Origin of the sequence: Desulfosediminicola sp., assembly GCF_048381775.1 — a bacterium.
In the GTDB taxonomy this organism is placed as follows: Bacteria; Desulfobacterota; Desulfobulbia; order Desulfobulbales; family Desulfocapsaceae; genus Desulfopila; species Desulfopila ganghwensis.
In genome coordinates this window covers 121,247-136,513 of record NZ_JBLXGE010000002.1, presented here as the reverse complement: position 1 = coordinate 136,513, position 15,267 = coordinate 121,247, and the positions used below count along the sequence as shown (strand labels likewise).

Genomic DNA, 15,267 nt, shown 5'->3' with positions numbered 1-15,267 from the left:
TCTGACAGAGCAGACCGACTTCGCCCTGTAACGCTACGAAGCCATGGATCAGCCTACTACCATACTCAGCCATATGGAGCTCATCGGCCAGGATAAGGCAAAGTCTCTGGTGGAGAGAACCATGCGCTCCGGCAGAATGCCTCACGCCTACGTCTTTAAAGGGCCGGATGGCGTTGGCAAAAAGCTCTTCGCCCGTGGTTTGGCGGCGACCTTGAACTGTCGTGGTGAAACTCCCGGGTCAGCCTGTGGCGTCTGCAGTTCCTGTAAAAAGTTCCTTTCGGATAATCATCCTGATTATATGGTGATACGACCCGAAAAAGGCACCATTAAAATTGATCAGATCCGGGAGATGTGTCGCACCCTCGGTTATGCGCCATATGAATCTGATCTGAGAGTGGTGCTGCTGGAGGATGTTCACACCATGCGCCAGGAGGCAGCCAACAGCCTCTTGAAAACCCTCGAGGAACCTCCGGCTGGTAATCTGCTCATATTGACCGCAGAGGCATCCCAGGAGGTACTGACCACCATTTCCTCCCGTTGTCAGGTGATTCCGTTTTTCGGTTTGCCGGCGGAACAGTGTGCAGAGCTTCTGCGGCAACTGGTGCCAGTCATGGATAAAGAGCAGGCCATGCTCCTGGCCAGGCTCGCCGAAGGGAGTCCGGGTAAGGCGTTATTACTGCATGAAACAGAACTGCTCTCTATCGCCGGAAAAATAATTGCAACGGTCAGCGACGCAGGGGTTGATTCCAACCGTGATGTTGGTGTGCTGCTCAAGGTTGCCCAGGAACTTTCCGAATTGAAAGAGCACATTCCGCCACTCCTCGGCTTGTTGCGGCTTTGGCTGCGAGATTTATTGCTTATTCCTGAAGGTGGTGGTGACGCTTATAATAATTGGCAAAAACCGTTGGTGGCCGTTAATCCGGATACTGCACATCAACTGAAAAGCTGGAGTTCGGAAGACCTTTTTGCTAAACTGCAGGCGGTTGATACAGCTGAAAAACAGTTGAAAAGAAATTGTAATCGAACTCTTGTGTGCGAAGTGCTGATTTTTCATCTGCATGGCGGCACATCGTAAAGGATACATCTACATGTCGGATAAAGAAGCTGAAAAGGAAGTTGAGGGTACATCACCCGATAAACAGCTTGAATATTACCGGGTACGCTTTCGCGAAGACGGACAGATGTTCACCGCATCTTCACAGCTGGAGAAGCCGGTCCGGGGCGATATTGTGATGGTGAAGACAGATCATGGTCTGGAACCGGCGGCGGTATCCGGTCCTGCCCCCATCTGCGGCTGCAAGGCGAAAGCCAAGGTGAACTACGAGATATTGCGAAGGGCCGGGGATGATGAGCTTGAGCGCTACACACAGTTACCCGATCAGGAAAACAGAGCTTTTGATATTTGCCAGAGGTTGATTGTTCGCCACAAGCTGGAAATGAGCCTGGTTCGTGTCGAACGGTTTTTCAACGGCAGCAAAATGATTTTCTACTTCACCGCTGACAATCGAGTCGATTTTCGTGAACTGGTCAAGGACCTGGTTCAGGAGTTCCGTACCAGGGTCGAGATGCGTCAGGTGGGTGTTCGCCATGAGACCAAGATGATCGGTGGCATGGGAACATGCGGGCGGGAACTCTGTTGCTCTTCGTTTATAAAAAAATTCGATTCCGTCTCCATCAAGATGGCGAAGGAACAGGATCTTCCGTTAAATCCTTCTAAGATATCAGGCCTTTGTAACAGGCTGCTCTGTTGCCTCACCTACGAGTACGATACCTATCGGCAACAACGTAAAGGTATGCCGAAGCCGGGTAAACGGATTAGAATTGATGGCAGAACTTACAAGGTGCGTCGCCAGAATCCGTTACAGCAATCTATATTAGTTCAGACCGATTCGGGTGACGAAACAGTTCTGCAAGCTGCAGAATGGCAAAATTACGAGATTATCCGAGTTGACAAAGGTCCAAAAAAAGAGAAAAAGAACAGGGAGTAAGGGTTACTTCTTCCCTGAAACAGCAGAAGCGGCGGTCGACCGCCTAAGGCGAAATAGATAATGACGACTTATATCACAACCCCGATTTACTACGTAAACGCCCAGCCTCACCTGGGACACGCATATACCACTATTGTTGCGGATACCTATAGCCGCTTCCGCAGAATCTCCGGAGAAGATGTTCGCTTTCAGACCGGAACCGATGAACACGGCGACAAGATTGCGGAAGCAGCCGATAAGGAAGATGTCGCTCCAAAAGAGTATGCGGATCGTATCAGTGGCATGTTTCGTGACACCTGGCCGATTCTCCAGGTAGAGCCGGATAATTTTATCCGCACCACCGATGCTGATCATATAGCCGTTGTTCAGGAAATTCTGCAGAATGTCTATGACAAGGGCGATATCTATTTTGACGAATACTCAGGTCTGTATTGCCGTGGCTGTGAACGATTCCTCACGGAAAAGGAACTGGTTGACGGCAACTGCCCGGATCATCAGCAGCCGCCGCAGGAGATTGCCGAGCAGAACTACTTTTTCAGAATGTCGAAATATCAGCAGCAGCTGATCAATCATATCAAGGCTAATCCGGAATTTATCACCCCCGAGCGTTACCGGAACGAGGTGCTCTCTTTTCTGAGTGAACCACTGGAGGATCTCTGCATTTCCCGGCCGAAGACTCGTCTTACCTGGGGGATTGAACTGCCGTTTGATGAAAATTTTGTGACCTATGTCTGGTTTGATGCGCTCATTAACTACCTGACCGGGCTCGGGTATCCCGATGGCGAAAAATACGATAAGTTCTGGCCTGTTGCTGAACATGTCATCGCCAAGGATATCCTGAAGCCGCATGCCATTTACTGGCCGACCATGCTGCTTTCCATGGAGGTGCCGCTCTACAAAAAACTGCATGTTCATGGTTACTGGAACGTAGACAACACCAAAATGAGCAAATCCATCGGGAATGTGGTTCGCCCCAAAGAGCTGGTGGAGGCGTATGGTATCGACACACTCAGATATTTCACCCTGCGTGAGATGTCGTTTGGCCTTGATGCATCTTTTTCCAGTGAGGCCATTGTCTCCAGGAAGAATTCCGATCTGGCCAATGACCTGGGAAATCTTTATAGCCGATCGCTGGCCATGCTGCAGAAGTATTGCAATGGCGTTGTTCCTGCACCGCAACAGGAAGGTGGAAATGACAAGCAACTCGCTGAAATTGCCGAAAAGATGCTGGCCGCTTACACCAAAAATATGGAGACATTCCAGTTCCATCGGGGATTGAAGGCTGTCTGGGAGCTGGTGAGCTATGCCAACAAGTATATCGTGACCAACGAACCCTGGGCCTTGGCCAAGGATGAGGGGCAGCGTCCGCGTCTTGAGACCGTCTTGTATAACCTGGCTGAATGTTTGCGTCTGCTGGCCCTGGTGCTCAAGCCGGTTATGCCCGAGACTGCAGATAAGATGGTAGCGGGGCTGGGTATTGCCGCTGATGACGCGTCTGTTAATCTGCTGGCTGTGGGAGGTGCGTGGAACGTGCTGAACCCAGGCACAGTGCTGCAGAAAGCTGATCCGCTTTTCCCACGTGTTGATGTAAAACAGCATATGGGAAAAGATGAGAAAAAGAGCGATACATCCAAAAAAGAGAAGAAGAAAGCGAACAAGAGCGTTCCTGCAGATGCTGAAGGGTTGATCACCTTTGAGCAGTTTCAGCAGGTGGAGATCCGGGTAGCCGAGGTCGTGGCGGCCGAGAAGATCAAAAAATCGGACAGACTGCTCAAGCTTACCGTAAAAGCACCTGAGGAACGTACCATTGTAGCAGGTATTGCTGAACATTATGCACCTGAGGAAGTCGTTGGTTTGCAGGTATTGATCGTTGCGAACCTGAAGCCGGCCAAACTCATGGGAATTCCCTCCCAGGGTATGGTACTGGCCGCCAAGACTGAAGTTGACGGAGAAACCAGACTGGTTCTGGCCACGGTCAGCAAGCCTGTAGCTGTCGGCAGCACCGTTGCCTGATATGAGAAGGAGAGAAGATGTTTGTAGTGAATAACTTTCTGATGGCTCTTGCAGGAGTAGTCGACTTCCTCTTTACCGCCTATGTATGGATCATCATTGGCCGTGCCATAGTGTCGTGGGTCAGTGCGGACCCATATAATCCAATCGTTCGCTTCCTTTACGAAGCGACCGAGCCGGTTTTGAGTAGAATACGCAACCTGATACCGCTGAATATGGGCGGTATAGATTTTTCTCCGATGATTCTGATCATGGTGATCATTTTTCTGCAGAGCTTTATCGTGCCAACCATGAAACAGATCGCCATGGGGATCGGATAGGAACCTCTGTTTTGACAGTAAAATTTTCCTTAATGGGGCAACATAATGTCTATTACTCCACAGGCTATTAAAGATCAGGAATTTCAGGTTAAGTTCAGGGGCTATGACTCTATTGAAGTCAAGGCGTATCTGGAACTTTTGGCAGAGGAGTTTTTCGAGCTGCATGAACAGCTGAGAAAACAGGAAGAGGATTATGACGAACTCCTCGTGGAAAACAAGGCATTGAAGCAAGAGCGGGATGCGTTGCTGCAGGAAGGCAGAGTACGTGAAGAACGTTCTGAGGAAAGCGAGAAAGAGTTCCTGGAAAAAGACCAGCGCATTACAGAGCTCGAAAGCAAGATTGACAGCTCCGAGCAGGAAAAGCTGATCCAGCAGGAGTCCTGGGAGAAGCAGGAAGCAGAACTTCGTGAAGAGATAGAAAAGCTGACCACTGAGCTTGAAGAGCGAAGTGCGACCGACTCAGAAACGAGTAACGAAGCCGAGAAGCTGCGGGCCCGGGTTGATATGCTGAACAACCAGATCGCTGAACTGAAGAAGGAAGAGCTGGACTTCAAGTCGACTCTGGTAGCTGCGCAGCAATTTGCCCAGGATGTGAAGAGTAAAGCTCAGCAGGAGGCAGATCAGATAATTTCCGGTGCCCATCAGGAAGTAGATGATTTCCGCATGAAAGCTGAAGCTGAATTGGCAGCCCTTCCGGTGGAAATTAAAAAACTACAAGAGAAGAAAGTGCAGGTGCATGAGGATCTGAGAGCAGTCCTCAACACCTACCTCGAGCAGCTTGATGTGGTTCACGCCATGGGCTCTGATGCGGATGAAGATCTTACCGATCTTTTCCAGTCCATCAGGCTCAATGACGATGAGATGGAGAAGGTCTGATTCTTTTTACTGAGTAAGCCTGAGTCGACTTTGGATTGATGGATGCCATATCTCACCTGCGGCACTGATGGAACAGCCCTGCTGTCCCTCTACATTCAGCCAAGGGCTTCACGTAACATGATAAGCGGAGTGCATGATGGAAGCCTGAAAATTTCGATCACCACCCCGCCTGTCGATGGCAAGGCCAACAGTGCTGTGACTGCCTTTCTGGCAAAGACCTTCAAGGTCGCCAAGCGTGACGTTCAGTTGCGTTCCGGCCATACCTCCCGTCGTAAGACCATTGCAATCAGCGGTATAACTGAAGAGGAAATCCGTGGGTATATTGAATCGGTTCTTAAAAAATGAGACACCCAAGCCAAAAGATATTCCGGAACATTCCGGTCATCGTCTGGTAATTGCCAACTGGAAGTGTTACAAGAACAGCGATGAGGCAAAAGCATGGCTCGATGAGTTTGCCGAAGGCTACAAGGCTTCCGAAAATGTTGATGTTATCGTAGCCCCCACTTTTTTATGTCTTGAAAATGTCCGAAAGCATCTGGACAGCCTGAAACTCGACAACTTTTATCTCTGTGCCCAGGATGTCTCGCCTTTCCCCAAGGGGAGTTATACAGGTGCTGTGGCAGCAGATATGCTCAAAGGGCTTGTTGATTTCGTTATAGTCGGTCACTCTGAGCGACGCAGATATTTTCATGAAAAATCCCTCGATGTAACCAACAAGGTCGCCGAGGCCGTTGATGCCGGGATCAGACCGATAGTTTGTGTCGATCAGCCCTATGCCATGTCCCAGCTTACCGCGCTTTCTGATATCGAAAACGAGAATATCATCATTGCCTACTCGCCGGTGGATGCTCTCAGCTTCAGGATTCCCGAATCTCCGGAGAAGGTCGCCGAATCTGTTGATTTCATCAGGGGAATATATCCGGATCGAGCTGTAATATATGGTGGCTCTCTCACAGCTGACTGTGTAGATGAGTATTTCCGCCTCGGTAATGTCTCCGGCCTGTTTATCGGTTCAGCCAGTCTCGATGCCAGCTCCTTTCTGAGGATCGTCTCCAAAGCTGCTTAATTCCCGCCCTCCTCCTTGCCCGATCCGGGTTGCTGCAACTGACCCTTGTATAACATCGTTATCTCAAGGTACGCAGCAACCCTCATATCTACGTCGCTTCAGACATGCACTAATTTCTTCCCGCAACATAAGATACACTTTCACTTCGAAAAAACCTGACATTGTGGTATCTGTCCCCGGGATGTCTTACAATGCAGTATATATCTAATATTGTTATATTATTGGGTTTTTGAGAAAAGTTCCATGTAAATAGAAAAGGAGCGAAAAAGTTCTTGGTTTTGTGCATATGTAGACTTAAGATGAGGCTGTTTCTGATTCAATTGGAATGGACCGGAAGGCCGGATAACAGGATTCGACCGACCAGTTTGCGGTAGTTGTGCAGGTTGACCTGAAAGGAGGTTGCATGTCAAAACGAATACTCGTTATCGGAGCAGTCGCATTAGGGCCCAAGGTTGCATGTCGTTTACGCCGGCTTGATCCAGAGGCCAGGATAACCGTTATTGAACGAGATAATTTATTCTCGTATGGAGGTTGTGGAATCCCATATTATGTGGGTGGAGATGTCAATGACCTTGAGGATCTCTATTCGACCACAGCCCACGCGGTACGCGATCAGGATTTTTTTACAGATTGCAAAGGAGTGCATATCCGTGCGGAGATGGAGGCTCTGTCAATCAACAGGAAAGAAAAAACAGTTACAGTCAGGGATCTCAGAAACGGTGAAGAAGGGGTGATGGAATACGATACCCTGGTGTTGGCAACCGGCGCCGAACCTTTTCGTATTCCCATTCCTGGCATAGATTCTCCTAAAGTCATGACGGTTACCAACCTGCACCATGCAGAGCAGGTGAAGAACAAGATGAAAAAGGGCGAAATCGGCAGCGCTGTGGTCATCGGTGCCGGTGCTATAGGTGTGGAGATGGTAGAAGCCTTCACTGATCTTTGGGGAGTTGAAACGACTCTCATTGAAGTTGCCGAAAAAGTATTGCCAATGGTCCTGGGCAAAAATATCGCCAGAATTGCCAAAAGGGAGCTTGAGGACAAAGGGGTTCGGGTCCGGTTAGGGACAACCGTGAGCAAGATAGAGACGGATGCCACGAGTGGTCAGCAGATTGTTTATGCCGGTGGGGAACAATATACCTGTGATCTGGTGATTCTTGCCACGGGTGCACGCCCAAATGCAAAGCTGGCAGCCAACGCCGGACTTTCAATTGGTCAAAGCGGCGGAGTAGTCGTCGACAAGCGGATGCGAACCAGTGATCCTGACATCTATGCGGGTGGCGACTGTGCAGAGTTGACCAATCATGTTAACGGTCAGAAGATGCCGATGCCTCTTGGGTCACTTGCCAATCGACAGGGGCGAATTATCGCCACCAATATAGCTGGTGGGATGGGGTATTTTCGCGGTACTGTCGGGACGTTTTGCATAAAGATCTTTGATTTTGGCGTGTGTACAGCAGGGCTTACAGCAGCCAAGGCGCGCGATGCCGGTTATGATCCTGTCTGTGCCACGGTCTCACAGGCCGATCATGCCCATTTCTACCCCAATTCCGAGCTCGTTTACATGACGCTTATAGCAGATAGTAACTCAAGAAAAATACTCGGTGTTCAGGCAGCTGGAAAGAACGGAGACGGAGTGAAGGCAAGAGTTGATGCTCTCGCGGTGTTGCTGGAGCACGGTATCACCGTTGACGATGTCTGCTGCCTTGAAACCGGCTATGCACCGCCATTTGCCTCGGCCATGGATGTTGTAAATAACGCAGGTAATGCTTTGGATAATATCCTTTGCGGCATGAACAGGCCTATTGATGTACCTGAGTTCCTGGATAGATTTGCCGACAACGGGACTACGGTTCTTGATATCCGGGGTGATCGTGAGTCGAGTGCGGGAAAAGAAAAATATGGCAGTCGCTGGTTACATATCCCTCAGTCGGAGCTGCGCAAAAGAGCCAGGGAAATTCCTGTCGACCAAGACATCTCCATTCTCTGCGATACGGGCCCAAGAGCTTATGAGGCACAGGTCTACCTCGATTCGCAGGGTATCTCAAATACCCGGATCATTCAGGGTGGATATGCCATGATTAGGGTCATCGAGCCGGATTTTGTGGCAGTTTAGCAACCAGCCCCTGCCGATGAATGGCTGCCGTGGTTTGATTTGATGGTATGGTGGCCGTATCGATAGGACTGGGATTTACAAAAAAAAATATTGGCGGGCTATTTCTTTTTTCTGGGTAACAGAAAGGAGGCAATAAAGCCCGCTGTATTCACTCCGGCCAGGATCAGGCCGATTACACCCAAGGTACCGAAAATACCATGTTTGCTGGCAAGGCTGTCGGCGAGAATCAGAATCGAAGAACCAACGATCAGCGCGGCAATAATCATGGCCATGCCCATGATGCGGCTGGAGAGATCGATTTTATCGGCAAGATGTTCAAGTCGCTTCAGTTCGAGGTTGAGGGTGAAGCGGCTATGGCGAAAATAGCCGAGAAACCTCTGTAGATCGGAGGGCAGGCTCTCGAAGAGTTCGAGGTAGCCGCTCATGGTTCTTTGCAGCCGGCCGTAAAGGGCATTTAAGCCGTAACGGCTGATGACGATCTCCTGAATACGTGGCTCCACGTGGGAAATGACATCGAATTCAGGATCGAACTGCTCGGCAACGCCCTCAATGGTCGTCAGGGCTTTGGTGAGCAGAATGAGATCTCCCGGGCACTTGATCTTGTAGCGCTGGAGCATTTTGAAAAACTCGGAGAGCAGGGAAGCGATATCAAGATTTTTCAGTTCATTACTCTGGAAATGGGAAATAAGATGTTGCAGGTCAGTGCGAAAGTCCCTGCGGTCTGTAATTGCAGGGTCCGCCTCGGTAAGTTCGATGACTACCCTGCAGAGTTTATCGATATCAGCTTTTATTACCCCCGCGACAAGATCTATGAGCTGGTCGGTGGTATGTTTGTCGAGCTGGCCGGTCATGCCGCAATCGATAAAACAGATGGTGTTGTCATGTTTGAGGATGATATTGCCAGGGTGCGGGTCGGCATGGAAAAAACCGAACTGCAGGCATTGGGCAAAAACGGCATCCGTACCTCTGGAAACGAGAGTCCGCCGCTCCTGGGCAGAAAGGTCGCCTGGAGTCAGTGAGGAGACAATTCTCCCCTTTATTTCTTCAAGGGTCAATACGTTGCGGGTAGTGGTCTGCCAATAGACCCTGGGAAATGACACGGTGGGGTCGTCTGCAAAATATCTTCTCAACCGGTCGGTGGACTGCCCCTCATGGACCAGATTGATTTCCTTGAGCAACTCGCGGGAAAATTCCTTGGCAACTGCTGTAGGGCTGTATCCAAGATCGTAGAAATATTGCTCTGCCAGTTGTGCCAGGCCTTCCAGCAGAGAGGTATCCTCCTCAACCATTTTGCGGCTGCCCGGCCGCAGCACTTTGAGCACAACTTCGTCACCCTCGTTTGTTACCGCTTTGTGTACCTGGGCCAGGGAGGCCGCCGCCATAGGTACTTCATCGATTTTTTCAAAAAAAGTTTCGAGCCCTTGGGGGAACTCTTCTATAAGTACATTATGGATGTCTGAGTATGGGACGTTGGTGCAGCGATCCTGCAGTTTTTTCAACTCATCTGCCCATTCAGGGGGGATGAGGTCAGGCCTGGTGGAAAGGATCTGTCCAATCTTGATAAAGGTTGGTCCCAGCTCCTCAAGAACCAAACGAAAACGGACGGCACGGGGCTGGTCGGCAGCAGAGGGGCTGAGGCTGGTGTCAACGTCTTCTTTGACCAGGTCGAGTAACCGGTATATTCCGGTATCGAGAACTACCTGTTGAAAACCGAAACGGGACAGAACGCGTATGATTTCGGCGAGGCGCTTGGTATTGCGGATGGTGCGTTTTATATTGCCTATCTTCATAATGAGAAGGAGAAGTAAAAGATGTTGCGAGCAAATGAATTGGAAAAGAATGTTATTAAAGTACTACAGTTACCTTCACACGAAATTTGATTGTTCCGCCAGGGTTTTCTGCTTGGCAACATACAATGTTTTGTTACTGAAATTGCTGAGTATTGTTGCAAGTACCCAAAAGAGGTTCAGTGTAAAGGGCTGATTCTTATTAATTATAGCGACAGCAGGAGCCACTGAAAAGGCTGTCGTTCTTTTTGCCGGGTTGCATGGTCTCGCGCAAAGGAAAAGGTACATCTGCCGGGATCAATTGTGAAATTGAGAGGCTATCCGACTTCCCGGGTAAGCATTCGCAGATTGAACGGCTTTTCGTAGGGAATGGCTTTGTCAATGAGCTTATCGAGCTTTTTTCGAATAGACTTCGGTGGTGGAAGCGGCGGGAAAGTGGGGAGTAATTCACCTGGAGGCAAGGGGGGGCGAAGCTTGATCTGGTCGGATAACTTCTGATAGTTTGATGGGGTTTGTTGATATTGCTGGCTGGAGGAATGTTCGTCGGAATAGAGATCGAGCCGACGGAGGAATTGCAGAATGGTGTCGATGTCGTTGTTTCTGTAAAAGTGCGCTATTTCCTCTTGAATTGTCTCATGCTCCTCCTGGAGATTCCGAAAGGTTTCAAGATAATCTGAGGCATATTCGTAGAGCTGACAATAGCTGTCGTAGAGCATGTTTTTGTACGCTCTTTTTTGGGTTAACCCTCTGTAGTTCAGGCCCTGGAATACGCGTTTTTTTATGGTAGGGGACTCGACGGTATACGGCTCGTAATATGGGGGCGTTTTGAGCCCGATCAAATGGATAAATTCAGTAATCAGCTCACGACGCTGAAGAAGGATATAGATGCGAACCAGGGAGGTACCCAGGTTGTTTTCAAGTTGCACGGCTGACTGTGTGACCATCTGCTTGTAATTGATGGTGTCGGTTTCGATTCGCTTGCGAAAGCCGAAATAGCGCTCCGCCATATCCTTTTTTACCTGGAAAGCCAGGACCTGTGTAATATCTTCCATATCGGTGCATTAACCAGATTATGTATTGCTGCCTGAGAAGTTGCAGTCATGAAAGGGCATGCGTAAACACACCTCCCGTGATATGTTTATGGGCTGGCAGTTGAGCAGTTAGTGCCCTGTCGCGCTTAACCTGTTGACCAGAGCATATTTACTCCGATTTCCTGACTTCGTTGCTTACTCAGCCTCATAGCGCTGATATGCTCCCCACAGGAAAAAAGAATCCTGGTACTTTATTGCAACGTTTGCAGTATGGCACGATGCGAGACGTAATTCCCCAAGTGAAAATAAAAAATGGCAATAAACGAATCACGAGAAGATATAGTAGCCCGGGTCAAAGAACGCGCTGATATTGTACAGATCATAGGCGAGGTTGTCGATCTGAAAAAAAGTGGTGCACGATACCTTGGGCTCTGCCCGTTTCATGGCGAGAAAACACCTTCGTTTTCGGTCCATTCCGGGCAACAGTTTTTTCACTGTTTTGGTTGTGGGGAGTCTGGTGATGTTTTCTCATTCATGATGAAGTATCACAACCTCGATTTTCCATCAGCTTTAAAGGAGCTTGCAGCCAAATACTCGATAGCTCTCCCTGAGCGGCCACGCTCAGCCGAGCAGGCAAAGCAGGACCAGTTTAAAAAGGAGATGTATGCGGTCAGTGAAAAGGCAGCAGCGCTCTACAGCCGCTATCTCGGTACCGGCAAGGCTGCCGGCGCCAGAGCATACCTGACTGAAAGAGGTATCCCCAAAGACATTCTTACCCGCTTCGGCATAGGATATGCGCCATCGGTGGAGGGGGAAGGCTGGGACTATTTCACCGACAAGCTGACCGAAAGTGAAAAGAAGGCATCCCTTGAAGCCGGCCTTTCCGTGAAAAACGACAGAGGCGGGGTTTACGACAGATTCCGTGATCGTGTACTGTTTCCAATCTATGAGATCAGTGGTCAGGTGTGTGGTTTCGGCGGTCGTATCATCGGCGAAGGTCAACCGAAATACCTGAATTCCCCGGAGAGCCGAATTTATAACAAGAGCAAGCTTCTGCTTGGGCTCTATCAACAAAAAGATGCTATTCGCAAGAAGAACCAGGCAATAATTGTCGAGGGAAATTTCGATCTTATTTCCCTGGTCTGCAATGGGTATGAAAACGTTGTTGCACCGCTGGGGACAGCACTTACCCGCGAGCAGCTTCGCTTACTGAAGCGGTTCTGTGACGAAATAGTACTGTTATTCGACGGTGATGAAGCAGGGGTCAAGGCTGCGGTGCGTTCTGTTCCTCATTTTCTGGCAGAACAGGTTTCCGGCAGGGTGGCACTTTTGCCTGAAGGACATGACCCGGATACCTTTGTGCGCGAAAGAGGGCTCGTGGCCGTTGAGGAGTTGGTCGCCGGGGCGGAGACTCTGCCTGAATTTGTTTTCGGTCAGCTGGTAAAGGAATATGGCCTTACCCTGGATGGTAAAAGTAAGATTGTTGAAGAATTGCGGCCTTTGGTAAAAGCTGCGGCTTCACCATTGCAGCGGACTGTTGTTATTACTCATTTTGCCGAGCAGCTTGGTATCTCAGCCGAACAGCTTGATTCCATGCTGGACCGTTCGGTACCACCTCCAGTGGAGGAAGCTCCGCCGCCACCACCGGAGCCACCGGTAATGCGGGCAGTAGAGCAGATTGAGCCGTTGTCGAAATCACAGAGGCGACTGGTGGAATTCATGGTTCTCAATCCCTCGTACCTCGGTCGCCTTGAAGATGGCGGATTGCGGGAGTGTATAGCCGGAAGTGTTGGGGAGGTGCTGTTTCTGCAGTTGCGATCGCTGATTGCCGAGCACGGCGAGATTGAACCGGAGGAACTGCTGTCAAAGCTGCCGGGGGGAGCCGAGCGGGAACTTGTGTCGGACCTGCTGCTTGAGGCTCCTGACGCAGGGGATGAACATGAGGCTGATTCGCTGATTGGTGCTGAAGCAGAGGAATTGCTCGAATGGATGCGTGTCTACAGGTTGCAACGTGCTTCCAGGCAATTGCTTGATCAAATCTCCGGGATGAAGACTGGTGGGGATTTTTCCTTACTTCAGGAGTTACTGCAAAAAAAACAGAATATAGACAGAGAACTCAAGGGGCCGGAATTATAAGCCAGCTCGGATATTTATTTTACTAACTGTGTTTCTGCTGTTTTTTTTGCGATAGAGAATTGAAGGAAATATTCTTGACATTTTGCTTCAATGGTGTGCATTGTTAGGATGCATGTTTGTGCTTAAAGGAATAGCGATGGTTTCGTTGAGCACTAGAGGAGAAAGTGGAAATTTCCATTAAGGGAAAAAGAAGAGATTTTCCATAGAAGCACTATCGGTAGGCTTCTGTGCTATCAGGGAGAATTTCATGAATCACGATGAACGCGCAAATGATAATGAGTACGAACAGGATGAGGATTCATATGAAAATGAAGATGATCCTGCGATGTATGATTTAACAGGGATCTTTGGTTCAGACGAAGATAGAAGAGGGAACGGTTTCCAAGATGACGTACCGGATGACATAGCAGCCGGTTCTGATAAAGAAAATCAGGTCGGAGTAGTGGCTGGTCGTCGTAAAGGAGCGAAGCGCAGGGCTGCGCGCTCACCCAAAGCTGGCAAAAATGGAAGTCATTCCATAGACCCGATGAATATCTATCTCCGTGAGATGGGAACGCTCACGCTCCTCAGTCATGATGAGGAGCTGAAGCTTGCGAAGATGATGGAAGAGGGCAAGCAGAGGGTACAGGCGTGCGCTTTCCAGACGGTTCTCGCCATTCCATCCCTTCAGGCTCTGGCCGCAGATCTCCAGAAAAACAAAGGCAAGATCTGTCAGACTATCATGGGGGTCCCGGATAATAATCCTGAGCTCATAGAGTCAGAGAGCAAGCTTTTCCTGAAGAACGTCGAGAAGGCTTTGCAACTGGATAAAAAACGTAGTGCTCTCCTGAAACAGTTACAGGATTTTGATCTCAAGCCTGAAAAGGTTGCCGAACTGTACGACAAAGTCGGGGTAATTGGCGAAGAGATAGCAGCACTTTTTAAGGATAAGGTTGTTTGTGCAGATTGTGTTAATGCGGCCGCCAAAGGTTTAGAGGAAATTTCCAGAAAGTTTCGGCGCGTCTTCGTTGACCTGGTACGGTCCAAAAAACTGGTGACGGAAGATGGCTCGGAGCCGCCGCCAGAAAAAATAGAACGTTTTGTCAACAGGCAGTTTATTATCGATGCAGGCCTGGATGGTAGAAAGATACAGAAACTGTTAAAAGAAATTGAAGTTGGCAAGGAGATGACGAAACATGCCAAAGAGGCCTTGGTTCGGGCCAACCTCAGGCTTGTCATCTCTGTTTCCAAGAAATTTGTCAATCGTGGATTGCAGTTTTCAGATCTCATTCAGGAAGGGAACATTGGCCTGATGAAAGCTGTCGAGAAATTTGACTACCACCGCGGCTACAAGTTCAGCACGTATGCCACCTGGTGGATTCGTCAATCCATTACCCGTGGTATAGCCGATCAGGGGCGAACAATCCGTTTGCCTGTTCACATGATCGAGACCATCAACAGGTTGCTCAGGGTTTCCAAGGATTTTCTATTGGAAGAACACCGAGAGCCGACCCCGGAAGAGATGGCCGAACTTCTTGGCTCTGATGTAAACAAGGTGAAATCAGCTCTAAAGATAGCCAAGGATGCAATTTCTCTTGATACGCCGGTGGGTGATGATGGAGAAACCTTTTTAGGCGATTTTATTGAAGATGGTGAACGGGTCGGCCCCCACGAGCAGACCATGATCAACAGCCTGAGAGAGTGCCTTAACCAGGTAATGTCATCGCTTTCACCTCGTGAGGCAAAAGTTTTGCGCATGCGTTATGGCATCAATGTCGAATATGACCATACTCTTGAGGAGGTAGGGCGTTGCTTTGCCGTGACCAGGGAGCGTATTCGTCAAATCGAGGCGCAGGCGATATCAAAATTGAAGCATCCTTCCCGTATTGAAGAACTGCGGGTATTCATGACAGAAAGGTAATTGGCAGACCCGTACAGCCCATCAGGTATTTTTCTGG

The 15,267-nt window shown here is 49.3% G+C and carries 12 protein-coding genes; 10 read left to right on the top strand and 2 right to left on the bottom strand.

Annotation, left to right across the window (positions count from 1 at the left end; translation table 11 throughout):
* Positions 1-43 precede the first annotated feature (43 nt).
* The 8 genes from holB (at position 44) to ACN5NT_RS03465 (ending at position 8,376) form a co-directional block, all read left to right on the top strand.
* On the top strand, positions 44-1,075 hold the full coding sequence (gene holB / locus ACN5NT_RS03500) for a DNA polymerase III subunit delta' (protein WP_419174518.1): 1,032 nt from the start codon (positions 44-46) through the stop codon (positions 1,073-1,075).
* Between the two features lie 13 nt (positions 1,076-1,088).
* Positions 1,089-1,988: a PSP1 domain-containing protein gene (locus ACN5NT_RS03495; RefSeq protein ID WP_419174517.1), complete on the top strand. Its 900-nt coding sequence runs from the start codon at positions 1,089-1,091 to the stop codon at positions 1,986-1,988.
* Positions 1,989-2,048: 60 nt separating this feature from the next.
* Complete coding sequence (gene metG / locus ACN5NT_RS03490) at positions 2,049-4,001, top strand: methionine--tRNA ligase (RefSeq protein ID WP_419174516.1); 1,953 nt, start codon at positions 2,049-2,051, stop codon at positions 3,999-4,001.
* Between the two features lie 17 nt (positions 4,002-4,018).
* Positions 4,019-4,318 carry a YggT family protein gene (locus ACN5NT_RS03485; protein ID WP_136795205.1) on the top strand — a complete coding sequence of 100 codons (300 nt, stop codon included), beginning with the start codon at positions 4,019-4,021 and terminating at the stop codon, positions 4,316-4,318.
* Positions 4,319-4,363: 45 nt separating this feature from the next.
* On the top strand, positions 4,364-5,194 hold the full coding sequence (locus ACN5NT_RS03480; RefSeq protein ID WP_419174515.1) for a DivIVA domain-containing protein: 831 nt from the start codon (positions 4,364-4,366) through the stop codon (positions 5,192-5,194).
* Positions 5,195-5,236: 42 nt separating this feature from the next.
* Positions 5,237-5,539 (top strand): DUF167 domain-containing protein, encoded by a 303-nt coding sequence (locus tag ACN5NT_RS03475; protein WP_136795203.1) that lies wholly within the window; start codon positions 5,237-5,239, stop codon positions 5,537-5,539.
* Positions 5,508-6,260, top strand: a complete 753-nt coding sequence (locus tag ACN5NT_RS03470) for a triose-phosphate isomerase (protein ID WP_167495608.1) — start codon at positions 5,508-5,510, stop codon at positions 6,258-6,260. Before ACN5NT_RS03475 ends, ACN5NT_RS03470 begins: the two co-directional genes overlap by 32 nt.
* Before the next feature lie 403 nt (positions 6,261-6,663).
* Positions 6,664-8,376, top strand: coding sequence for an FAD-dependent oxidoreductase (locus tag ACN5NT_RS03465; RefSeq protein ID WP_136795201.1), 1,713 nt, complete (start codon positions 6,664-6,666; stop codon positions 8,374-8,376).
* A 98-nt stretch (positions 8,377-8,474) separates the two neighbouring features.
* On the opposite strand, the gene ACN5NT_RS03460 is transcribed toward ACN5NT_RS03465, so the two are convergent.
* Together ACN5NT_RS03460 and ACN5NT_RS03455 are read right to left on the bottom strand one after the other, a co-directional pair.
* On the bottom strand, positions 8,475-10,166 hold the full coding sequence (locus tag ACN5NT_RS03460) for an ABC1 kinase family protein (protein ID WP_136795200.1): 1,692 nt from the start codon (positions 10,164-10,166) through the stop codon (positions 8,475-8,477).
* Positions 10,167-10,480: 314 nt separating this feature from the next.
* Positions 10,481-11,215 (bottom strand): hypothetical protein, encoded by a 735-nt coding sequence (locus ACN5NT_RS03455; RefSeq protein ID WP_136795199.1) that lies wholly within the window; start codon positions 11,213-11,215, stop codon positions 10,481-10,483.
* Positions 11,216-11,506: 291 nt separating this feature from the next.
* Here ACN5NT_RS03455 and dnaG point away from each other — a divergent pair, with 291 nt between their 5' ends.
* Both dnaG and ACN5NT_RS03445 read left to right on the top strand, forming a co-directional pair.
* Positions 11,507-13,330, top strand: coding sequence for a DNA primase (gene dnaG / locus ACN5NT_RS03450; RefSeq protein WP_419174514.1), 1,824 nt, complete (start codon positions 11,507-11,509; stop codon positions 13,328-13,330).
* Between the two features lie 247 nt (positions 13,331-13,577).
* A complete protein-coding gene (locus tag ACN5NT_RS03445; protein ID WP_419174513.1) occupies positions 13,578-15,230 on the top strand; it encodes a sigma-70 family RNA polymerase sigma factor in 1,653 nt (550 codons plus the stop codon).
* The last annotated feature ends 37 nt before the right edge of the window (positions 15,231-15,267 follow it).

Coding starts and splice junctions, on each gene's coding strand:
- holB (WP_419174518.1), top strand. CDS start 44: ATGGATCAGCCTACTACCATACTCAGCCATATGGAGCTCATCGGCCAG.
- ACN5NT_RS03495 (WP_419174517.1), top strand. CDS start 1,089: ATGTCGGATAAAGAAGCTGAAAAGGAAGTTGAGGGTACATCACCCGAT.
- metG (WP_419174516.1), top strand. CDS start 2,049: ATGACGACTTATATCACAACCCCGATTTACTACGTAAACGCCCAGCCT.
- ACN5NT_RS03485 (WP_136795205.1), top strand. CDS start 4,019: ATGTTTGTAGTGAATAACTTTCTGATGGCTCTTGCAGGAGTAGTCGAC.
- ACN5NT_RS03480 (WP_419174515.1), top strand. CDS start 4,364: ATGTCTATTACTCCACAGGCTATTAAAGATCAGGAATTTCAGGTTAAG.
- ACN5NT_RS03475 (WP_136795203.1), top strand. CDS start 5,237: ATGCCATATCTCACCTGCGGCACTGATGGAACAGCCCTGCTGTCCCTC.
- ACN5NT_RS03465 (WP_136795201.1), top strand. CDS start 6,664: ATGTCAAAACGAATACTCGTTATCGGAGCAGTCGCATTAGGGCCCAAG.
- ACN5NT_RS03460 (WP_136795200.1), bottom strand. CDS start 10,166: ATGAAGATAGGCAATATAAAACGCACCATCCGCAATACCAAGCGCCTC.
- ACN5NT_RS03455 (WP_136795199.1), bottom strand. CDS start 11,215: ATGGAAGATATTACACAGGTCCTGGCTTTCCAGGTAAAAAAGGATATG.
- dnaG (WP_419174514.1), top strand. CDS start 11,507: ATGGCAATAAACGAATCACGAGAAGATATAGTAGCCCGGGTCAAAGAA.
- ACN5NT_RS03445 (WP_419174513.1), top strand. CDS start 13,578: ATGAATCACGATGAACGCGCAAATGATAATGAGTACGAACAGGATGAG.